This window comes from Janthinobacterium glycogeni, assembly GCF_051380725.1.
Taxonomy (GTDB): Bacteria; Pseudomonadota; Gammaproteobacteria; order Burkholderiales; family Burkholderiaceae_D; genus Janthinobacterium.
Genome location: NZ_JBNYXP010000004.1, coordinates 161395 through 180093 on the forward strand (window position 1 = coordinate 161395; position 18699 = coordinate 180093).

At 62.1% G+C, this 18699-nt stretch carries 22 protein-coding genes; 11 read left to right on the forward strand and 11 right to left on the reverse strand.

Annotation, left to right across the window (positions count from 1 at the left end):
* Positions 1-66 precede the first annotated feature (66 nt).
* The 5 genes from ACQ4W4_RS11625 to ACQ4W4_RS11645 all read left to right on the forward strand — a co-directional run bounded on the left by ACQ4W4_RS11625 (position 67) and on the right by ACQ4W4_RS11645 (position 3820).
* A complete protein-coding gene (locus ACQ4W4_RS11625; protein WP_436542144.1) occupies positions 67-696 on the forward strand; it encodes a phasin family protein in 630 nt (209 codons plus the stop codon).
* Between the two features lie 138 nt (positions 697-834).
* Positions 835-1506: a TetR/AcrR family transcriptional regulator gene (locus ACQ4W4_RS11630; protein ID WP_034758777.1), complete on the forward strand. Its 672-nt coding sequence runs from the start codon at positions 835-837 to the stop codon at positions 1504-1506.
* 41 nt (positions 1507-1547) lie between these two features.
* On the forward strand, positions 1548-2321 hold the full coding sequence (locus ACQ4W4_RS11635; RefSeq protein WP_436542145.1) for a tetratricopeptide repeat protein: 774 nt from the start codon (positions 1548-1550) through the stop codon (positions 2319-2321).
* Between the two features lie 10 nt (positions 2322-2331).
* Positions 2332-2877, forward strand: a complete 546-nt coding sequence (locus tag ACQ4W4_RS11640; protein WP_046682536.1) for an LOG family protein — start codon at positions 2332-2334, stop codon at positions 2875-2877.
* A gap of 349 nt (positions 2878-3226) precedes the next feature.
* Positions 3227-3820: a PEP-CTERM sorting domain-containing protein gene (locus tag ACQ4W4_RS11645; protein ID WP_436542349.1), complete on the forward strand. Its 594-nt coding sequence runs from the start codon at positions 3227-3229 to the stop codon at positions 3818-3820.
* A gap of 102 nt (positions 3821-3922) precedes the next feature.
* Here ACQ4W4_RS11645 and ACQ4W4_RS11650 read toward each other — a convergent pair whose 3' ends face one another.
* The 3 genes from ACQ4W4_RS11650 to ACQ4W4_RS11660 all read right to left on the reverse strand — a co-directional run bounded on the left by ACQ4W4_RS11650 (position 3923) and on the right by ACQ4W4_RS11660 (position 5557).
* Positions 3923-4435, reverse strand: a complete 513-nt coding sequence (locus ACQ4W4_RS11650) for a YgjP-like metallopeptidase domain-containing protein (RefSeq protein ID WP_436542350.1) — start codon at positions 4433-4435, stop codon at positions 3923-3925.
* 177 nt (positions 4436-4612) lie between these two features.
* Positions 4613-4996, reverse strand: a complete 384-nt coding sequence (locus ACQ4W4_RS11655; RefSeq protein ID WP_436542146.1) for a KGG domain-containing protein — start codon at positions 4994-4996, stop codon at positions 4613-4615.
* Between the two features lie 48 nt (positions 4997-5044).
* The gene (locus tag ACQ4W4_RS11660) at positions 5045-5557 is read right to left on the reverse strand and encodes a phasin family protein (RefSeq protein WP_436542147.1); all 513 of its coding nucleotides are present in this window, start codon (positions 5555-5557) and stop codon (positions 5045-5047) included.
* A gap of 344 nt (positions 5558-5901) precedes the next feature.
* Between ACQ4W4_RS11660 and purU the strand changes: the two genes are divergently transcribed.
* Positions 5902-6783 (forward strand): formyltetrahydrofolate deformylase, encoded by an 882-nt coding sequence (gene purU / locus ACQ4W4_RS11665; protein WP_436542148.1) that lies wholly within the window; start codon positions 5902-5904, stop codon positions 6781-6783.
* Between the two features lie 39 nt (positions 6784-6822).
* Positions 6823-7365, forward strand: a complete 543-nt coding sequence (locus ACQ4W4_RS11670) for a YaeQ family protein (RefSeq protein ID WP_034786185.1) — start codon at positions 6823-6825, stop codon at positions 7363-7365.
* A gap of 60 nt (positions 7366-7425) precedes the next feature.
* Here the strand turns inward: ACQ4W4_RS11670 and ACQ4W4_RS11675 are convergent, their stop codons facing one another.
* Positions 7426-8211, reverse strand: coding sequence for a head GIN domain-containing protein (locus ACQ4W4_RS11675; RefSeq protein WP_436542149.1), 786 nt, complete (start codon positions 8209-8211; stop codon positions 7426-7428).
* Between the two features lie 188 nt (positions 8212-8399).
* Here ACQ4W4_RS11675 and ACQ4W4_RS11680 point away from each other — a divergent pair, with 188 nt between their 5' ends.
* Positions 8400-9035, forward strand: coding sequence for a class I SAM-dependent rRNA methyltransferase (locus tag ACQ4W4_RS11680; protein ID WP_436542150.1), 636 nt, complete (start codon positions 8400-8402; stop codon positions 9033-9035).
* Between the two features lie 51 nt (positions 9036-9086).
* On the opposite strand, the gene ACQ4W4_RS11685 is transcribed toward ACQ4W4_RS11680, so the two are convergent.
* The 4 genes from ACQ4W4_RS11685 to ACQ4W4_RS11700 form a co-directional block, all read right to left on the reverse strand.
* A complete protein-coding gene (locus ACQ4W4_RS11685) occupies positions 9087-9512 on the reverse strand; it encodes a helix-turn-helix domain-containing protein (protein WP_326457249.1) in 426 nt (141 codons plus the stop codon).
* Positions 9500-9781 (reverse strand): type II toxin-antitoxin system HigB family toxin, encoded by a 282-nt coding sequence (locus ACQ4W4_RS11690; RefSeq protein ID WP_436542151.1) that lies wholly within the window; start codon positions 9779-9781, stop codon positions 9500-9502. The genes ACQ4W4_RS11685 and ACQ4W4_RS11690 overlap by 13 nt, the downstream gene beginning before the upstream one ends.
* A gap of 76 nt (positions 9782-9857) precedes the next feature.
* Positions 9858-11132, reverse strand: coding sequence for a c-type cytochrome (locus tag ACQ4W4_RS11695; protein WP_436542152.1), 1275 nt, complete (start codon positions 11130-11132; stop codon positions 9858-9860).
* Positions 11129-11863 carry a c-type cytochrome gene (locus ACQ4W4_RS11700; protein ID WP_436542153.1) on the reverse strand — a complete coding sequence of 245 codons (735 nt, stop codon included), beginning with the start codon at positions 11861-11863 and terminating at the stop codon, positions 11129-11131. Before ACQ4W4_RS11700 ends, ACQ4W4_RS11695 begins: the two co-directional genes overlap by 4 nt.
* Before the next feature lie 153 nt (positions 11864-12016).
* On the opposite strand from ACQ4W4_RS11700, the gene ACQ4W4_RS11705 reads away from it, so the two are divergent.
* Together ACQ4W4_RS11705 and ACQ4W4_RS11710 are read left to right on the forward strand one after the other, a co-directional pair.
* On the forward strand, positions 12017-13438 hold the full coding sequence (locus ACQ4W4_RS11705) for an aminotransferase-like domain-containing protein (RefSeq protein WP_436542154.1): 1422 nt from the start codon (positions 12017-12019) through the stop codon (positions 13436-13438).
* A gap of 89 nt (positions 13439-13527) precedes the next feature.
* Entirely contained in the window at positions 13528-13875 is a 348-nt protein-coding gene (locus ACQ4W4_RS11710) for a DUF4870 domain-containing protein (RefSeq protein ID WP_436542155.1), read from the forward strand.
* 21 nt (positions 13876-13896) lie between these two features.
* Here the strand turns inward: ACQ4W4_RS11710 and ACQ4W4_RS11715 are convergent, their stop codons facing one another.
* Genes ACQ4W4_RS11715 through ACQ4W4_RS11725 form a run of 3 tightly spaced genes read right to left on the reverse strand, consistent with a single transcriptional unit; the run spans position 13897 to position 15496 of the window.
* Positions 13897-14277, reverse strand: coding sequence for an SMI1/KNR4 family protein (locus tag ACQ4W4_RS11715; protein WP_436542156.1), 381 nt, complete (start codon positions 14275-14277; stop codon positions 13897-13899).
* A 52-nt stretch (positions 14278-14329) separates the two neighbouring features.
* Positions 14330-14977, reverse strand: coding sequence for a 3'-5' exonuclease (locus tag ACQ4W4_RS11720; RefSeq protein ID WP_436542157.1), 648 nt, complete (start codon positions 14975-14977; stop codon positions 14330-14332).
* A gap of 9 nt (positions 14978-14986) precedes the next feature.
* Positions 14987-15496 (reverse strand): ProQ/FINO family protein, encoded by a 510-nt coding sequence (locus tag ACQ4W4_RS11725; RefSeq protein WP_034758713.1) that lies wholly within the window; start codon positions 15494-15496, stop codon positions 14987-14989.
* A gap of 569 nt (positions 15497-16065) precedes the next feature.
* Here ACQ4W4_RS11725 and rpoD point away from each other — a divergent pair.
* Positions 16066-18618, forward strand: coding sequence for an RNA polymerase sigma factor RpoD (gene rpoD, locus ACQ4W4_RS11730; RefSeq protein ID WP_436542158.1), 2553 nt, complete (start codon positions 16066-16068; stop codon positions 18616-18618).
* Positions 18619-18699: the final 81 nt, after the last annotated feature.

An 18699-nucleotide genomic window follows, 5' to 3' on the forward strand; every position in this document is an offset into this window, starting at 1 on the left:
AGTTTTGCTCTCTAGAATAAAAACATCCATGTAGTGGCATGGCCTTTCACATGACGGGAGCTGGCGATGGTAAAGAAATTGAAGGAACTGGCGGAAGACACGGAATTGGCAAGCGCCGTGCGCTCGTCCGCGCAGCAGATCTGGCAAGCGGGCCTGGGCGCCTTCGCCAAGGCGCAGGAAGAGGGCGGACGCGTGTTTTCCCGGCTGGTGAAGGAAGGCACGGAATTCCAGAAGCGCGCCGAAGACAAGGTGGCCGATGTCAGCGGCAGCGTCGGCAAACTGGCCGATGGCGTGGGCAAGCAGGCCAGCGGTTCCTGGGACAAGCTGGAACAGGTGTTTGAGGAGCGCGTGGCGCGCGCACTGGCCACCATCGGCGTGCCCATGCAAAACGATATCGCCGCGCTGCACGCCAGGATCAATGCCTTGAGCGTGCAGGTAGCGGCGCTGTCATCCAGGGCCGCTCCGGCGGTCAAGCCGAAGGCTGCGGCCCAGCCCGTGGTAAAGGCGGCGCCGAAAGCGGCACCGAAGGCGGCCGTCGTCAAGGCACCGGTCAAGACGACAGCCAAGACGCCCGCCAAGACGCCCGCCAAGACGCCCGCCAAGACGCCGGCCAAGGCGGCGCCGCGCACCGCGGTCAAGCCCGTGAGCAAGCCCGCCGCCAGGCCGGCGGCGAAGAAAAAAGCATCGCCGGCCTGAGCCGGTGCCGCATCTCTCCAGCCTGCGCGAGCAGGCTTTTTCTTGCCCTGGCTTTTCGTTGGCGCCCGGGGGCGGAGTGTTTCATTACAGCTATCTTAGGTGGTATGCTTGAGGCAGAACACAGAGAGATTGCCCGCCATGCTACAAAAAGCACCACGCCGTACCCGCGAACGCATCCTGGAGTTGTCGCTGCGCCTGTTCAATGAGTTTGGTGAGCCGAATATCACGACGACCGTGATTGCGGAAGAGATGAACATTTCGCCGGGAAACCTGTATTACCACTTCCGTAACAAGGACGACATCGTCAACTCGATCTTCGTCCAGTTCGAGGCGGAAATCGAACGCATCCTGACCGTGCCCGACGGGCGCCGCTCGAATATCGAGGATGTCTGGTTGTATCTGCACCTAATGTTCGAACTGATCTGGCGCTACCGCTTTTTCTATCGCGACCTCAACGATTTGTTGTCGCGCAACCGCAAGCTGGAATTGCACTTCAAACTGATCCTGGCGCACAAGATCAAGGTGGCCACGCAGCTGTGCGAAGATTTGCGCAGCGAACAGTCGCTCGAGGCGTCGGACATGGAAGTGGCCGCCATGGCGACGAATATGGTCGTCGTCGCCACCTACTGGCTGTCGTACGAATACGTGCGCAATCCGCGCAAGTACAGCGAGCAGCAATCGATGTCCGATGCGCTGGCGCGCGGCTGCTACCAGGTGCTGTCCCTGATCGGCCCCTATTTGCGCAATGAAACGCATTTGCTGTTTCGCAAACTGTCGGAAGAGTATGTGACCAAACTCAAGAACGACTGACGCTGCTGCTGGCGCCACGTCGTCCATCACTGGAGAGAGATATGGCTTGGAAACAATTCCCCTATCCGGACGAAGCATATGTCTACACGCCGCAGACCCTGGAAGCGGCCTGGGCGCGCCTGCATGCGGGCGATGTGGAACCGTTTCCCACGCACCCTGCGCTGGTGCAAGCCTGGCTGGCCTTCCATGCGGGCGACTTCGAGCGGGCCGTGAAGCTGGGCCTGGCTGTCGGCGTGCCCGGCTATGCGGTGGCGCACAAGGCCACCTGCATCTACGCCACGCACCTGGAAGGCAACGACAGCCAGAAACTCGACATGTACGAGGAGGTGGCCGAGCGCTGCGAGCGCCAGCAGAGCGAGCAGCCGGACAATCCGGCCGGCTACTACTGGCATGCCTACAGCCTGGGCCGCTACGCGCTCGGTACTTCCGTCGTCAAGGCCCTGGCGCAAGGCATGGGCGCGCGCGTGCGCAACAGCCTGGACCGCACGATGACGGTGGCGCCCATGCATGCGGAAGCGCATATCGCGTTTGGGATTTATCATACGGAAATTATCGACAAGGTCGGCGCCATGATAGGGGGGCTGACCTATGGCGCCAACAAGGAAGACGGCTACCAGCACTTCAAGACGGCGCTGGCCCTGACGCCATATTCGGCGCTGGCGCACAGCGAATATGCGCGCGCATTGAATATGCTCGATGGAAAGAAAAAGCTGGCGGAAGCGCTGGCCCTGTATGAAAAGGCGGCCGAGTGCATGGCACTGGACGCCAAGGAACGCCTCGAAGTCGAGGCGGCGATCGATGAATTGAAAGGGTAGGGATACTGTGATCAAGGCTTTATGTGTGTATTGTGGCGCCAACGCGGGCGTCTCGCCGGACTATGCCGTGGCGGCGCGCGAACTGGCGCGCGTGCTGGTGGCGGAAAATATCTCGCTCGTGTATGGCGGCGGCAAGGTGGGCCTGATGGGCGTGATCGCCGATGAAGTGCTGCGCCTGGGCGGCGAAGTGACGGGCGTGATTCCCACCCAGCTGGTGGAGCGCGAAGTGGGCCACATGGGCTTGACGCGCCAGTTCATCGTGAAGGACATGCATGAGCGCAAGGCGATGATGGCCAGCCTGTCCGACGCCTTCATCGCCATGCCGGGCGGCTATGGCACCCTGGAAGAACTGTTCGAGATGCTCACATGGGCCCAGCTGGGCTTGCATGCCAAGCCTATCGGCCTGCTCAATGTTGACCGTTTCTATGATGGCTTGATTGCTTTCGTGCAAAACGGCAAGGAGCAGGGTTTCATTCGCCCGCAGCACGCGGCGTTCCTCAATGCCGACGCCGATCCTGCCGCGCTGGTGCAGCGCCTGAAGGAGTGTGCGCCGTAACGCCGTTTTTGTCTGGCCGTGCTTCCGCCGTCAGGCAACTATTTTCCCTGTCGCTTGAAAGGGCCATGCAGTACGCACTGCATGGCTTTTTTATTTCCGCATGGGAAAATTGATCGGCCCTGATGAGTTAATTAATAAAAATATGGCAAAAAAATTGCAGTGAAGGCATGTTTTTTTGAAAATGAAGATGCTTTTTAGGTATGGCTGTGGTCTACTGACATGGTTCAAAAGTTAGGAATATCGGACACCGACGAGCGTTGTACAGACTCCCCAAAAAAGGTGCCGGTCCATTTCAAGTTGCCACAACCACGCTACTTCATCATCTCGAAAGGATGCTATTTTGAAACCTATGACCTTCTTGCGCGCGACCGCTGTCGCCGCCATCCTCGCCGCTGGCGGCGCCCACGCGCAAACCACCACGATCACTTTCGATCCGCTGGAACAACCCGGCCACTTCGCTTCCCTGTTCCCCTCCTATTCCGAAGGCGGCTACAATTTCGATAGCAGTTTCCTGGGTCTGTTGAGTTCGGCACATCAAAGCAGCTTCGCCTACGCCGGCTCGGCCGGCCTGGGGGCGACAGCGCTGTCGACAACGACCCTGTCGCGTGCCGACGGTGGCGCTTTCTCGCTGAGCTCGATCAGCCTGGCCGACTTCGTGAGCTTGCCGGGTTCCTTCGACGTCACGTTTGTCGGCCACCAGGTGGGTGGCGGCACGGTAACGCAAACCTTCAGCCTCAACGGCAGCCATACTTTCAGCAATTACAACTTCACGGGCTTCGACAATCTGCTGTCGGCATCGTGGAAAGAGGGCGCCTTCCGTACCTTCCAGGTCGACAATATCTCCGCCAGCGTGAGCGCCGTGCCGGAACCGGCCACCTACGGCATGCTGCTGGGCGGTTTGGGCCTGCTGGGCTTCATGCTTCGCCGCAAGAACGCCGCCTGAACCTGAACCTGAACCTGGCGCCGGCCACGCCGGCGCGCCAGTCGCCATGTAAAAAGCCGCCTGTTTTGCAGGCGGCTTTTTTACGCCATCCGGCGCCAGCCTTTACGACCACAGGCGCTGGCCTGCCAGGTCGAGCTGGGTCAGGTACAGGCGCACGTCGAATTCGTACTGGTGGTATTGCGGTTCCATATATGTGCACAGCTTGTAGAAGGCTTTGTCGTGCTGCTTTTCCTTGACGTGCGCCAGTTCGTGCACAGCGATCATGCGCAGGAATTCCAGCGGCACTTCCTTGAACATGGTCGCCACGCGGATTTCATGTTTTGCCTTGAGCTTGCCGCCCTGCACGCGCGAGATCGAGGTATGCAAGCCCAGCGCATGCTGGATCACATGGATCTTGCTGTCGAACGCCACCTTGTTGATCGGGTCGGCATTGCGCAGGAATTCATTCTTCAAGTCCTGCACATACTGATATAAAGCCTTGTCGTTGCGCACATCGTGCGCGTTCGGGTAGCGTTTTAACAACACTTCGCCCAGCTTGTCTTGCGCGATCAGTTGCTGCACTTGTGCCTGCGTTTGTTCGGAATAGGCGCTCAGGTATTTCAGGGATGGCTGCATGCGGGGAAGGGCGGGACGTGGCGCGGAGGTATCGGTAAGGCGAGAATGTACCATACCGCCGCGCCCTGCGCTGCGCCAGCCCCTGCACGGAGCCGCCAGGGCCGCCCTGTGCCTTCCCGCGCCAAGCCGCGCGTGGCCGGGCTAAGCCGCTCAGCCCGGCCAATCCCGCCAGCCCGGTCAGCCCTTGTCGTCTTCGTCCTTGCCGCCCTGCCGGCCGCTGCCGCCGCTGCGTCCCGCCGTGCTGCTGCGGTTTTCATTGGCGCGCTGGGCCGATTGCCGGCTTTCGCCGCCTTTCCTGCCGATTTCCGCCATGTGTTCGCGGTTGCGGCTGACGGCTTCACCGCCTTTCTGCCCGGCACGGCGTGCTTCTTCCGAGTCGAATTCATGCGCCGTGCCCTTTTGATGGGCTGCCTGGCCGCCCTTGCTGGCAATTTCGCGTTGCTGCTCCTCGTTCATGGCGGCGAAACCGCGCTTGGCCGGGCCTTTGGCGCTGCCCGATTCGCCGGCTTTCTGGCTGCTGCCAGCGCCTTTGCCCTGTTCATTACCTTGATTGCTAGCCATGTCGCTCTCCTTGCTGTCAAGTGGGGGTCAAGTGGTTTGTGCAGGCGCTCAATGCGCCTGATCGGATTGCCTGCCGGTATCGTGGCTGCGGCCCGCGCCGTCGCGGTGGCCCGTGGCGTGCATTTTTTCGATCATTTCACGCTGGCGCTGCGTGGCTTTTTCCGTTTCCTCGGCCGTCTTGCGCACCACTTCGTCAGCGAAGGCCACGGCCGTGCGGCTCGTTTCGGGCAGGTGGTTCTCTGCCGTGCGGTTCATCTCGACATTGGCGTTGGCGACGAGATTGCCGAGCTGCTGCTGGTATTGCTGCAGCTTGTTGCTGCTTGGCTGCAACTGGCTGGCGGCCAGCGACATGAACTCGCCCGTGTCGCGCGCGCCCAGCAGTTGCTGGCTGGCGTTGCTCCACTCCTGCAGCAAGTCTTGCGCCAGCCGCAGATGCAGCTCGCTCAATTGCTGCGCCGTATCGAACATCTTGCGCGATAGTTCCGTGGCGAAATTGCATTGGGCCTCGAGATGGGACTTCAGGGCCGGGCTGAGACTGGGAAACATACTGTTTGTGAACATGTTCTACCTCAATGAAAAGCTGATCCAGAAAACACCCGGCGCACCGGATGCGGCGTATGGTGAAACAAGCAAAGAGATAGACGCCGGATGGCGTGCCAGGTTCCACGCCAGTTACCGGTTTGGCGCGAGAATGGGGCTCGGCAGGCGCAAAAACGCGATGACCTTGTGTTAGATCAAATGAACGCCAGTTAGCTCGCTGCGGCTGGCAGCCATGCTGTTTGTGTGGAAAATGCCGGCTTACCGGCCCGGCCGTGCGACAATAGCCGGCTCGCGGCAGCGCAGCCGATGGCCGGCGCGCGTGGCTGAGCCGAGCATAGCCCTAATTTTTTGCCTTTTCCGCGACCATGACGCATCCCGAATACATCCTGACCCTGTCCTGCCTGGACCAACGCGGCATCGTGCACCGCGTGTCCGGCTTCCTGGCCGATCACGGCTGCAACATCCTCGATTCCGCCCAGTTCGGCGACCAGGAATCCCGGCTGTTCTTCATGCGCGTGCATTTCGCGCTGGAAGACGGCGCCGTCAGCGACGCCCAGTTGCGCGGCGACTTCGCCGACCTGTCGCAAGCCATGCAGCTCAATGGCCCCTTCCATGGCCAATTGCACGATGCGCGCGTCAAGCCTCGCGTCATGCTGATGGTGTCGAAGATCGGCCATTGCCTCAACGATTTGCTGTTCCGCTACAAGAGCGGCTTGCTGAACGTGGAAATTCCCGCCATCGTGTCGAACCACATGGAGTTCTACCAGCTGGCGGCCAGCTACAATATTCCCTTCCACCACCTGCCGCTGGCGGCCGGCGCGCCGGAAGCGGCCAAGCTGGCGCAGGAAGCGAAGATCATCGAGCTGATGGAGTCGCACAAGATCGACCTGGTGGTCCTGGCGCGCTACATGCAAATCCTGTCGCCGGGCCTGTGCCAGGCGCTCGACGGCCGCGCCATCAATATCCACCACTCCTTCCTGCCCAGCTTCAAGGGCGCCAAGCCGTATGCGCAGGCGCATCACCGCGGCGTCAAGCTGATCGGCGCGACGGCCCACTTCGTCACGGGCGACCTGGACGAAGGCCCGATCATCGAGCAGGACGTCGAGCGCGTCGACCATGCGATGGATGCGGAAACGCTGACGGCCATCGGCCGCGACGTCGAGTGCGTGGTGCTGGCGCGCGCCGTGAAATGGTTCGTCGAGCATCGCATCCTGAAAAATGGCGACAAGACCGTGGTTTTCCGCTGATACCGACTTCACTATTTACTTTACCGAGACAGAAACACGATGGCCCTCAAAGCAACCATTTTCAAAGCCGATCTGCAGATCGCCGACATGGACCGCAACTACTACCAGGATCACGCGCTGACCCTGGCGCGCCACCCGTCCGAAACGGACGAGCGCATGATGGTGCGCCTGCTGGCGTTTGCCATCCATGCCGACGAGGCGCTGACCTTCACCAAGGGCCTGTTCGATACCGAAGAGCCCGATCTGTGGCAGAAAGATTTGACGGGCGCCATCCAGCTGTGGATCGAAGTGGGCCAGCCGGACGAAAAACGCATCCTGAAGGCCTGCGGCCGTTCGGAACAGGTCATCGTCTACAGCTATGGCGCAACCAGCCACATCTGGTGGAAGCAGATCGCCAACAAGCTGGAACGGGCAAAAAACCTGACCGTGATCAACCTGCCATCCGAGGCGGCGCAAGACATGAGCAAGCTGGCGCAGCGCAGCATGCAGCTGCAATGCACGATCCAGGATGGCCAGATCTGGCTGACCGACAGCGTCAACACGGTGCTGATCGACCGCGAACCGGTGAAGCCGGCGCGCTGATGTTGATGGATTGAAATGCAGAAAGCCCGGATCGCTCCGGGCTTTTTGCATTCTGATCGATCAGTTCGGTGCGTTGCCGAGGCGTTTGATGCTGCTCGAACGCTGCATGCTGCGGCTGATGCGCGGATCGCCGTAGTAGCTCACTTCGCCCGAGCCGCCGATGCTGATGCTCAGGTCATCCTTCGCCCACACGGTGGCCTCGCCCGAGCCGCCGATGCTTACCTGCACCTCGCGCGCGGCCAGGCGGCCCGCCTGGATATTGCCCGAGCCGCCGATCGACGCCGTCAGCTGCTCCGTCTTGCCGCTGGCCTTGAAGTTGCCGCTGCCGCCGATGGCCACGGCCACCTGGCGGCTGTCGAGGCCGCGCGCGTCGATGGAACCGGAGCCGCCCACGTCGAAGCGCAGATTCTCGGCGCGCAAGCCCGTTGCCGTGATGTTGCCCGAGCCGCCCACGCTGACGCGTTCCACCTGGCGCGCCTGGATGACGATGGTCAGGCTGCTCTGACGGAAGTTGGTATTGCGCTTGGCGGGGCGGATGCGCAAGGTGCCGTTTTCCACGGCCGTCTCGATCAGCGGCAGGATATTGTCGTCGGCTTCGATGGTGATGCTGTCCGTGTTGCCGATGCGCAGTTCGACCGTGCCGGGCACGTTCAGCGCCACGGCATGGAAACTGCCCACTTCGCGCGTCTGCTTTTGCAGCTTGCCGCTGCCCTGGATGTTGTTGCCGGAAATCCAGTCGAGCGGCGAGGCCAGCGCTGGCGCGGCCGGGATGGCCAGCGCGCAGGCGGCCAGCAACAGGGCGGTGGCGGCGCTGGCGCGGCGGCGGTGGAAAAGTGTCGGTGTCATTCTTGCTCCCTGTTTTGAATTGGACTGCAGGCATGGTAGGCCAGCCGGCCGCGCCTGCGTAGCGCGCTGCGACAGACTGCGCCAGTGGTGGCATGGAATGCGCGAGGATGCGACAGGATGGCATGAGGTATCATGCCGGTATTGGACATACGACGAGCGGCACGCGCCGCTCACACTACTGGAATTACATGCTGATCATCACCATCAAACAGGGCAAGGAAAAGAGCTTGCTGGGCCAATCGTGGATTTACGCGTCCGCGATTGAAAAAGTCGAAGGCAAGCCGCAGGAAAAAATGAAGCCTGGTTCGACGGCCATCGTGCAGAGTTCTTCGAAACAATTTATCGCCCGCGCCGCCTACAATTCGAAGTCGCAGATCCGCGCGCGCATCTGGAGCTTCAAGGAAGACGAACCGGTCGACCACGCGCTGATCAAGCGCAGGGTCAAGGCCGCCATCGAGAAAAAACTGCCAGCCATCAAGAAGGCGGGCGAGAACCAGTTGTTGACCCTGATCAAGGGCGAAGAGGAAGGCTTGCCGGGCCTGGTGGTGCAGCTGTTTGGCGGCGTGCAAGGCTATCTGATCTGCGAATTCAACGCCGGCGGCGTCGATGCGTGGAAAGTGGCCATCGTGCAATCGCTGATGGCGTCCACGGGGTGCGTCAACGTGTACGAGCGCTGCGACGACCTGATGCGCAAGGGCGAAGGCTTGCCCCTGATCGACGGCGCCCTGGCCGGCGAAGAGCCGCCCGATGAAGTCATGCTGACGGACAACGGCGTGCGTTATGCGCTGGACCTGAAGACGGGTCACAAGAGCAAGTTCCGCTGAGAACAGCTGCTTGACGTGAAAAAACCGGCGCTGGCCGGTTTTTTTATTGGCTTACGCCATGAACACACTGGCGGGAACATTGAACCGTTGTGTCAGGGCCTTGATCTGCCGCACATTCAATGCTCGCTTGCTGCTGAGTATTTCAGAGACGACGCCCTGGGTGCCAATTTCCGGCAGGTCGGATTGCGTCAGCGCATGCTGTTCCATCAACAGGCGCAGTGTCGCGGCAGGCGAGATGGCGGCAGGCGGAAAATGCTCCTGATCGTAGTCGCCGATCAGCCGGCCGATACTGTCAACCAGACCGGCCAGCGGATGCTGTTCATCAGCCGCCCCGGCATCCAACAGATGATGCAATACGCTGACAGCCTGTTCATAAGCGGCCGCATCAGGAATTGCCTGCAGAGGAACGAGCTTGGACAGGGCTTGATAGTGGACAGTGATTTCCGTAATCATTTCACGATGCATCAGGGTTGCCATGCGTCGTACTCCTTATGCGTCAATACTTCCCGGATGAATAGCAGCTGGCGATTAAAGTGAATCGCGGCGATGATCCGGTACTTGTTGCCGCCGATATTAAAAACATAGTAATCACCGACGCAATCGGTGGCGTTAAATGTCGACTTCAGCACGGCGAAATTGGCAAACGGCCGCGATTCGATGATCTTGCGCCACGCTTGCATGGGTTCGCCCGCCAGGGGGTGTTTTCTGGCGAAATCCATCAAAGCCTTGTTGGCGACGATGCGCATATGTCAAAGCGATGCCGTGACGAAGTGATATCGTGATGTACAGATTATCTCAATTTGAGATAATCGTCAAACGGCTCTACTCCAGCGGCACGCTGCGGTACTTGTTTACCTCCAGCGCCGACACCGCCGGCGCATCATTGCCCCACGACGCGCGCAGATAGGTCACCACGGCGGCCACTTCCGCATCATCCATGACGGGGCCGAACGGCGGCATGCCATACGGGCGCGGGTTGCCTGCCGTCCCGGGCGCGAAGCCGCCGTTGAGCACGAGGCGGATGGCGTTCACGGCGGATGCCGTCGTCAGCGCGCGGTTGCCGGCCAGCGGCGGGTAGCCGGGCGGCACGCCCTTGCCGTCGGCCTGGTGGCAGCTCGCGCATTGCGCTTCATACAGTTTCGCGCCCAGCGCCAGCTGCTGCCTGGCTTGCTCCGACGTGTCGCGCGGCGCCCGTTGTGCGGGCTGCGCCGGGCCGGGCAGGCTTTTCAGGTAGACGGCCATCGCTTGCACGTCGCTCGTCTCCATGTGCTGCAGGCTTTGCCGCACGACTTCCGCCATGGGGCCGAAGACGGTGGCGCGCGGCGACACGCCCGTTTGCAGCAATTCCACGATATGCGCCGTGTCCCAGTCACCGAGGCCCGCTTCCGCGTCCGACGTCAGCGACGGCGCATACCAGCCCAGCACGGGGATCAGGCCGCCCGACAGGCCGTCGTCGCTGCCGCCCAGGGTCGTGCGGCTGCTATGGCAGGCGCTGCAGTGGCCCAGGCCCTGCACCAGGTAGGCGCCGCGGTTCCATTCCATGCTTTTACTCGTCAGCGGCTGGTACACGCCCGGCTTGAAATACAAGGCGCGCCAGGCGGCCAGCGCAATCTGCTGGTTGTAGGGGAAGCGCAGCGCGTGCGGCGCGTTCGCCTGTTTGTGCGGCGGCACGCTCTGGAAATACGCATACAGGGCGTCGCTGTCTTCGCGCCGCACCTTGGTGTAGCTGGTGTAGGGAAAGGCCGGATACAGCAGCCGGCCGTCTTTCGACTTGCCGTTGTGGATGGCGCGCCAGAAATCGTTGGCCGTCCAGCTGCCGATGCCCGTTTCCTTGTCGGCCGTGATGTTGGGCGAGAGCACCTTGCCGAACGGCGTCTGCAAGGCCCGTCCCCCCGCGTAGGGCACGCCGCCGCGCGTCGTGTGGCAAGCCATGCAGTCGCCCGCCTTGGCCAGATAGGCGCCGCGCGCGACCAGCTGTTCCTGGCTCAGGGTGCTGGCCACGGTGGGCGGACCCATGTCGTCCGCCGGCCACAGCAGGAATTTGACGCCGGCCGCCACGATGGCAGCGCCGGCAATCGCGATCATCCATTTTTTCATGGCGCCACCTGCGCATGGGAGCCCGGCACGCCGCCGCAATGCAGGGGCAGGGGCACGGCGATGCCGCTGGCGGGGCGCGCGTCGGCGCTGGCCACTTGCGTGCCCAGCCAGGCCGAGACGGCGCCCACGTCCGCGTCCGACAGGCGCTGCGCCACTTGCGCCATGCAGTCGGGCGCGTGGGCGCGGCGGACGCCGTTCTTCCACGCACCGAGCTGGGCGTTGATATAGTCGCGCGGCAAGCCCAGCAAGCCGGGGATGGCAGGCGCCACGCCGGCCAGCTGCTGGCCGTGGCAGGCGATGCAGGCGGGAATCTTCTTCCCCGCATCGCCATGCAGCACCAGCTGCTTGCCGCGTTCCAGGGCCGTCGTGCCGGCGCCGCTGGGCTGGGCCGGCGGCGGGGCAGGGTGCTGCGCCGCAAAATACTCGGCGATTTCGCGCAGGTAATCGTCGGGCAAGTGCTCGACCATGTAGTTCATCATCGGATACTGGCGCCGTCCCTCGCGAAAGTTCAGCAGCTGGTTGTACAGGTAGCCTGAAGGCTTGCCGGCGATGCGGGGAAAGAAGGCGTCGTGGCGCTCCTTTGGCGCATGGCAGGCCGTGCACGCCTTGATGCGCTGTTCCAGGCTGTCGTGGCTGGCGGAGATGGCGGCGGGCGCGGCCAGCGCCGTGCCGGGCAGCGCGGCGGCCAGGGCCAGGGTCAGCACCGGCACGAGGGGGGAATGCAGTAGCATGGAGAGTTGCATGGAAAAGTAACCTGTCTCGTCGGTCGATTATGGCGTGCCGGTGTTGCTGCCCGGATGTTGTTACCCTAGCATATAACGGGTGCTGTCACTGTGACAGGATCAGTTGTGCAATAAAACTACGGATCAGTTTGAGGAGCAGGGTTGAAACGATATGAGGAATTGGCGGAAGAAGTCGCCGCCATGATAGCCACGCAGTTGTTGTTGCCTGGCGATAAATTGCCGTCCGTGCGCCAGCAGCATGCGCGCAGGGGCGTGAGCCCATCGACGGTGTTCCAGGCGTATTATTTGCTCGAAGCGCGCGGCATGATCGTCTCGCGTCCCCGCTCAGGCTATTACGTGGCGCCGCAGCGCGCCGCGCTGGCGCCCGAGCCGGACAGTTCCCATCCGCTCGACGCCAGCACCACCGTCGACGTCAGCGATCTCGTGTTCGAAGTGCTGGGCGCCGCGGGCGCGCGCGATATCGTGCCCTTCGGTTCGGCCTTTCCCAGCCCGCAGCTGTTCCCCATGGAACGGCTGGCGCGGGCCGTGTCGGCCAGCATGCGCCGCCTCGACCCGTGGAGCACCGTCACGGATCTGTCGCTGGGCAATGCCGAGCTGCGACGCCAGATCGCCCTGCGCTACCAGCTCGACGGCGTGCCCGTTTCCAGCGACGACATCGTCATCACGAATGGCGCGCTGGAAGCGCTGAACCTGTGCCTGCAAGCCGTCACGCGGCCCGGCGACACGGTGCTGATCGAGTCGCCCAGCTTCTATGCGTGTCTGCAGGCGCTGGAGCGGCTGGAACTCAAGGCGGTGGAAATTGCCACCAGCCCCCGTGACGGCGTCGACCTGGCCGCGCTCGAGGAATTGCTGCAGCGCCACCGGCCCAAGGCGTGCTGGCTGATGACGAGTTTCCAGAACCCGCTGGGCAGCCTGATGCCGCCGGAAAAGAAGCGCGCGCTGGTCGAATTGCTGGCGCGCCATGGCGTGCCGCTGATCGAGGATGACGTGTATGGCGAGCTGTATTTCGGCAAGCAGCGTCCGGGCCTGACGAAAAGCCACGACAGCGCGGGCCTCGTCATGCATTGCAGCTCGTTTTCCAAGACCCTGGCACCCGGTTTCCGGCTGGGCTGGGCCGTGGCGGGCCGCTATGCGCGCCAGGTCGAGCGCTTGAAACTGACGACGAGCCTGTCGGCGCCCATCCCCCTGCAGATGGCGCTGGCCGATTACCTGGCGCAGGGCGGCTACGACCGCCATTTGCGCCAGCTGCGCCTGACCCTGGCGGCGCAGCAAAACACCATGCTGCAAGCCATCGCCGTGCATTTTCCGCCCGGCACGCGGGTGACGCGGCCGCAGGGCGGTTATTTCGTCTGGGTGGAGATGCCGACGGGCATCGATGCGCTGGCCCTGCACCGCAGCGCGCTGGCGGCCGGCATCAGCATCGCGCCCGGCCCCATCTTTTCCGCCACGCGCGCGTTTCGCCACTGCATCCGCCTCAACTATGGCCACCCGTGGAGCCCGCAACTGGAAGAGGCCATCGCCACCCTGGGGCAGCTGGCGCAGATGGCGGCAAGCGGCACATGAAAAAAAGTCCTTGCGCCAGCAAGTGTTTCATTCCAAAAGGAAATATTGCTGTTATATTGAAGTATCTATAACTAATGATGGGAATGATAATGGATAACACGCTGCCGGAACCGGGTCGTACGCAAGATACGACGCTGGCCATTCTGTCCCACGTTGGCGGCCTGTTCACCAGCTGGGTGGCGCCGCTGATCATTTACCTGATCAAGAAAGACGATGCGGATAAATTCTCGGCCGAGAACGCCCGCGAGGCGCTCAATTTCCAGATCACCCTGATCATCTGGTATTTCGCCTGCTTCATCCTGTCGTTCGTGCTGATCGGCCTGTTCCTGTTCTGGATCGTGGCGCTGGCCAACCTGGTGTGCTCGATCGTCGCGGCTGTGAAAGCCAGCAACGGCGTCACGTACCGCTATCCCCTGACCTTGCGCCTCGTTAAATAAGGCTGCGCCGGCCGCCGGGTTTCAGCCCGGGCGGCCGGGCAGTGTCAGGAAGGAAGCAAAGTCGGGCGCCACCGTGCTGGCAGCCCCTGTTTCGTGCGACCACAGCACGACTACCGGCTCGCCCGATGACCCCGTTTGCGCATAGTCAAAACAATAGTAATCGCCCGTGCCGAACTGGGCAAAGGGCAGCAGGGCATGGGCTTCGTCGCCTGCGCCCGCATTCTCCAGCCATTCCTGCCAGCCTTCGCGGTAATGGCGCGTGATCGATTCCCACGTCTTGCGCGCGTTGGCCGCGTCGTAGACGGGAAACACGCACAAGGCGCCCAGCGCGCGGCCATTGTTGACCAATAACCATTGCGCGTAGGACGCAGGCAGTTCGCGCCCCAGCGCCTGTTCCGTCAAGCGTGGTGCCGATGGACTTGCTCTTGCTCATGCTGCAAGACGGCGCGCCGGCTCAGGCGGCGACAGGCGGCGGGGCGGGCGGCGTGCTGGCGCGCGGGGCTTTTTGCGGCGTGACTTTGCCGCCTTCGGCGATCCAGCGGCGGTACACGCGCAGGGCCACTTGCGCATCGTCGGCCGCATACAGGATCTGCTTTTCCGTCAGGCGCGAGGTGGCCCAGTTGGTGGTGGAGATCTTTTTCGATTTCTGCAGGTGCAGGCCGAAGAACTTGGCCACGGCCGTCTTCGCGCCCAGGTCGTTGCGCTGGCCGCCGCGCAGGGCGACGGACAGGTCGAGCACCTGGGCCGGCGCTATGCCCAGCTTGTTGCGCAGGCGCTTGACGTCGTCGGACAGGCCAAAGCCCACTTTCAGGGTAGTGGTCGATTCGAGGATGGCTTTGAGTTCGGCCAGGGCCGGCGCCGGCGTGCTGCCCACCTGGAACAGGTAGGCGATGTCGTCGGTGGCCAGCTGGATCAGATGGGGCCCCGTGGAGGACTCGCCCTTGACGAACGTCGGCTTCGATTCCGTATCGAAGCCGATGGCGTCCGCTGCCAGCAGGGCGGCCATGGCCGCCTGTGCCTCATCGCTGGTGCGTACCAGCTTGACGTGGTCGAGGGCGATGCCTTGATACGGGGGGAGTGGCGGTACGGCAGCTGTGTCCATGAAACCGGATCAGCCTTTGCGCGAGAATTTCGCGGTCAGCTGATTCAGTTTTTCCAGGCGCAAGCGGTTCGCTTCTTCGGCGGCCGCCGCGTCGCGCTCGGCTTTCTTGCGCTCGGCTTCCTTCTTGAAGCGTTGCTGCAAGACTTGCGTGGCGTGGTCGCGGTGGGTTTGCGTCACTTCCGCGCCGGCCGTGCCGTCGAGGTCGTAGCGTACCTTGGCCTTTTCCATCACGCGCAGGTAGCGCAGCGAACCCGTGTGGATGCCCAGCGCCGTGCGCATCAGCTTGCGGTCCAGGTCCGGCAGGCGCGCCAGGATCTGCTTGTCGATGCCGATCGACAAGGGCAGGCAATCGCGGAATGGCGGGAATTGCTCCTGGAACTGTTTCAGCAGGGCGCGCGCGGTCAGGCCGGCAGGCGCCGGCGTGGTCGCTGCGGCCGGTGCCGCCGCTGGGGCTGCATCGACTGGCGTGTCAGGAGTGGTGGCTTGCTGGTCTGGCGTGGAGCTGGTCATCGACATCATTGGTTGGGCTATAAAAGGGGAGCATAGCACGCGCCACAGGCAAGTGCATTGTCTTTTTTGGCAACTTGACCTGCGATAAGCGGCTTCGCGCTACAGCGGACACAGCGCGAAATACGGGAAATGTGTATAATGTCGGCTTGCGCTGATGACTGGACCCCGTTTTTGATGGTCTGGCTCAGGTGTGCAGGGGATAGGAGCAGTGCGGTGCAGGGCCATCATTATTGATATTTTTGATATCAGATATTTTGCTTATCAATTATCCAGATAACTGGCCTTCGTGCATAATCTTGCTCTCCGCTGTGTCTTCACTGAACAACAATAGATTCAAGCCCGTTCTGGTACGGGCTTTTTTTCATTCCGCAATGTACATCGCTTATTTATCTGACCCGGCTTCGGCCCCGCCGCTCCTCATGACGGATGCGCGGGCTTTGAACGTCCCGATAGACAGGCGCCGCTGCCGTTAACACGGCAGCCGCAACAATACGCTCCATCGAGTCCGGTTTCGCAGGCTTAGGTGGAATCATTCACTTCGCGCCGACACCATCTGGTCTCGCATTAAGAGATATCTCATGAAGAATACGCCAAAAACTTTAACGTTGTCCGCCAAGGCGCCACGCCCAGCCGCGGCGCCACTTGCCGTACCCAAAACGACTTTATCTTACTTCATCGATAATGCGCAAGCGAATCCGGAAGCCAGCGTCACGACGGCGCCCACCGTCGTCACCGTGGTGAAGAAAAGCCGCTCGCGCCTGGCCGCCGTGCCGCCGGCCGACGCGGCTGCCGAAGCGCCAGTGGCGGCTGTCGAAGCCGTTGCCGAAGCGGCCGAGGTAGCCGAAGCGGCACCGGCCAAAACGCCAAGCGTGAAGGTCGCCCCTGGCGCCAAGGCCCCGGCCGCGCCGCGCAAGGTCAGCGAAAGCGCCGCCACGAACAAGGTGGTGACGGCAGCCCGCGCGAAAGTCGTGCGCGCCAAGCCTGAGGCGGCGCCCGTGACCATCATCACCGGTGCGCAAGTGGTCAGCAAGACCACGGACGCCGATGCCCTGGCCGCCATCGATACCTCGAATTACTTCCTGCCGACCGTCAAGGTGCCGGGCCGCCGTGGCCGCAAGCCGAGCGAATTCACGCCGGAAAACGATGAAGTGGCAGCACTGAACGCCGTCGAGCGCGCCGAACTGAAGGCCGTATCGAAAGCGCGCGACCGCAAGGCCAAGGGCGGCCTGGCGGACGCATTGGGCGATCCGGAAGCCTCGGCAGCGGACCTGGAACGCCGCCGCAAGCAGATCACGGGCTTGATCAACATGGGCAAGGAACGCGGTTTCCTGACCTATGCCGAGATCAATGACCAATTGCCGGAAAACATCATCGATCCGGAAGCGATCGAAGGCATCATCGCCACTTTCAACGACATGGGCATCGCCGTCTACGAGCGCGCCCCTGACGCGGAAAGCCTGTTGTTGACTGACAACGTCGCCACCGTCACCAGCGACGATGAAGTGGAAGCGGCTGCCGCGACGGCCCTGTCGACGGTCGACTCCGACTTCGGCCGCACCACCGACCCCGTGCGCATGTACATGCGTGAAATGGGCGCCGTGGCGCTGCTGACGCGCGAAGGCGAGATCGAGATCGCCAAGCGCATCGAAGGCGGCCTGAAGGATATGATCCAGGCCATTTCCGCCTGCCCGACCACCATCGGTGAAATCGTCGCCCTGTCGCAAAAAATCGCGCGCGACGAAATCAAGGTCGATGAAGTGGTCGACGGTTTTGTCGACTTGAACGAAAGCAATGCCCCGGCGCCTGCCGCTGCCGCCGCGCCCGTCGCTGCCAGCGGTGACGACGAGGAAGAGGAAGAGGAAGCCGAGGAAGAAGACGGCGACGCCAACGGCGGCGCGGCCGGTTTCTCCAGCGAGCAGTTGGCCCAGCTGAAAAAGAATGCGTTGGAGAAATTCAACGTCATTTCGACGCAGTACGACAAGATGCGCAAGGCGCCCGAGGGTTACAACTCGAAAGCCTACATCAAGGCGCAGGAAGCCATTTCGCAGGAATTGCTGGGCATCCGCTTCACGGCCAAGGTCGTCGAAAAGTTGTGCGACACCCTGCGCGGCCAGATGGAAGAAGTGCGCCACATCGAGCGCGCCGTGCTGGAACTGTGCGTGAACAAATGCGGCATGCCGCGCGCCCACTTCATCAAGGTCTTCCCGGGCAATGAATGCGACCTGGAATGGGTCGACCGCGAAGTCGATTGCAAGTACCCGTACAGCGCCATCCTCAGCCGCAACGTGCCTGCCGTCAAGGAACTGCAAAAGAAGATGATCGACCTGCAAGCGCGCGTTGCCCTGCCGCTGGCGGATTTGCGCAAGATCAACAAACAGATGGCTGCCGGCGAAAAGCGCGCGCGTCACGCGAAACGCGAAATGACGGTCGCCAACTTGCGCCTGGTCATTTCGATCGCCAAGAAATACATCAACCGCGGCTTGCAATTCCTCGACCTGATCCAGGAAGGCAACATCGGTCTGCTGAAGGCCGTCGACAAGTTCGAATACCGCCGCGGCTACAAGTTCTCGACCTACGCCACCTGGTGGATCCGCCAGGCCATCACGCGTTCGATCGCCGACATGGCCCGCACCATCCGCGTGCCGGTGCACATGATCGAAACGATCAACAAGATGAACCGTATCTCGCGCCAGATCATGCAGGAAACGGGCAGCGAACCGGATCTGGCGACCCTGGCCGTCAAGATGGAAATGCCGGAAAACAAGGTGCGCGAAATCATGAAGATCGCGAAAGAGCCGATTTCCATGGAAACGCCGATGGGCGAAGATGGCGATTCGCAACTGGGCGACTTCATCGAAGACAACACGACCCTGGCGCCGCTGGACGCCGCGCTGCACGCATCGATGCGCAACGTGATCAAGGAAGTGCTGGACTCCCTGACGCCGCGCGAAGCGAAAGTGCTGCGTATGCGTTACGGCGTGGAAATGTCGAACGACCACACCCTGGAAGAAGTGGGCAAGCAGTTCGACGTGACGCGCGAGCGCATCCGCCAGATCGAGGCGAAAGCCATGAGCAAGCTGCGCCAGCCTTCGCGCTCGGACAAGCTGAAAACCTTCCTGACGCAAAACTAGAGATACCTGTCAGAACCTACTGCGCGTCGTGACTTGCGGCCTGCGATGCTCACTGTACTAAAGTACAGTTCCGCGTCTCGG

What these genes read in the sequence shown, in the direction of transcription:
- ACQ4W4_RS11675 (WP_436542149.1), bottom strand. Translation starts at nt 8,211, where the DNA reads ATGACACCGACACTTTTCCACCGCCGCCGCGCCAGCGCCGCCACCGCC.
- ACQ4W4_RS11725 (WP_034758713.1), bottom strand. Translation starts at nt 15,496, where the DNA reads ATGATGTCGATGACCAGCTCCACGCCAGACCAGCAAGCCACCACTCCT.
- ACQ4W4_RS11625 (WP_436542144.1), top strand. Translation starts at nt 67, where the DNA reads ATGGTAAAGAAATTGAAGGAACTGGCGGAAGACACGGAATTGGCAAGC.
- ACQ4W4_RS11655 (WP_436542146.1), bottom strand. Translation starts at nt 4,996, where the DNA reads ATGGCTAGCAATCAAGGTAATGAACAGGGCAAAGGCGCTGGCAGCAGC.
- ACQ4W4_RS11700 (WP_436542153.1), bottom strand. Translation starts at nt 11,863, where the DNA reads ATGCTACTGCATTCCCCCCTCGTGCCGGTGCTGACCCTGGCCCTGGCC.
- ACQ4W4_RS11650 (WP_436542350.1), bottom strand. Translation starts at nt 4,435, where the DNA reads ATGCAGCCATCCCTGAAATACCTGAGCGCCTATTCCGAACAAACGCAG.
- ACQ4W4_RS11635 (WP_436542145.1), top strand. Translation starts at nt 1,548, where the DNA reads ATGGCTTGGAAACAATTCCCCTATCCGGACGAAGCATATGTCTACACG.
- ACQ4W4_RS11630 (WP_034758777.1), top strand. Translation starts at nt 835, where the DNA reads ATGCTACAAAAAGCACCACGCCGTACCCGCGAACGCATCCTGGAGTTG.
- ACQ4W4_RS11720 (WP_436542157.1), bottom strand. Translation starts at nt 14,977, where the DNA reads ATGGACACAGCTGCCGTACCGCCACTCCCCCCGTATCAAGGCATCGCC.
- ACQ4W4_RS11695 (WP_436542152.1), bottom strand. Translation starts at nt 11,132, where the DNA reads ATGAAAAAATGGATGATCGCGATTGCCGGCGCTGCCATCGTGGCGGCC.
- ACQ4W4_RS11690 (WP_436542151.1), bottom strand. Translation starts at nt 9,781, where the DNA reads ATGCGCATCGTCGCCAACAAGGCTTTGATGGATTTCGCCAGAAAACAC.
- ACQ4W4_RS11645 (WP_436542349.1), top strand. Translation starts at nt 3,227, where the DNA reads ATGACCTTCTTGCGCGCGACCGCTGTCGCCGCCATCCTCGCCGCTGGC.
- ACQ4W4_RS11685 (WP_326457249.1), bottom strand. Translation starts at nt 9,512, where the DNA reads ATGGCAACCCTGATGCATCGTGAAATGATTACGGAAATCACTGTCCAC.
- purU (WP_436542148.1), top strand. Translation starts at nt 5,902, where the DNA reads ATGACGCATCCCGAATACATCCTGACCCTGTCCTGCCTGGACCAACGC.
- ACQ4W4_RS11710 (WP_436542155.1), top strand. Translation starts at nt 13,528, where the DNA reads ATGGATAACACGCTGCCGGAACCGGGTCGTACGCAAGATACGACGCTG.
- ACQ4W4_RS11670 (WP_034786185.1), top strand. Translation starts at nt 6,823, where the DNA reads ATGGCCCTCAAAGCAACCATTTTCAAAGCCGATCTGCAGATCGCCGAC.
- ACQ4W4_RS11660 (WP_436542147.1), bottom strand. Translation starts at nt 5,557, where the DNA reads ATGTTCACAAACAGTATGTTTCCCAGTCTCAGCCCGGCCCTGAAGTCC.
- rpoD (WP_436542158.1), top strand. Translation starts at nt 16,066, where the DNA reads ATGAAGAATACGCCAAAAACTTTAACGTTGTCCGCCAAGGCGCCACGC.
- ACQ4W4_RS11680 (WP_436542150.1), top strand. Translation starts at nt 8,400, where the DNA reads ATGCTGATCATCACCATCAAACAGGGCAAGGAAAAGAGCTTGCTGGGC.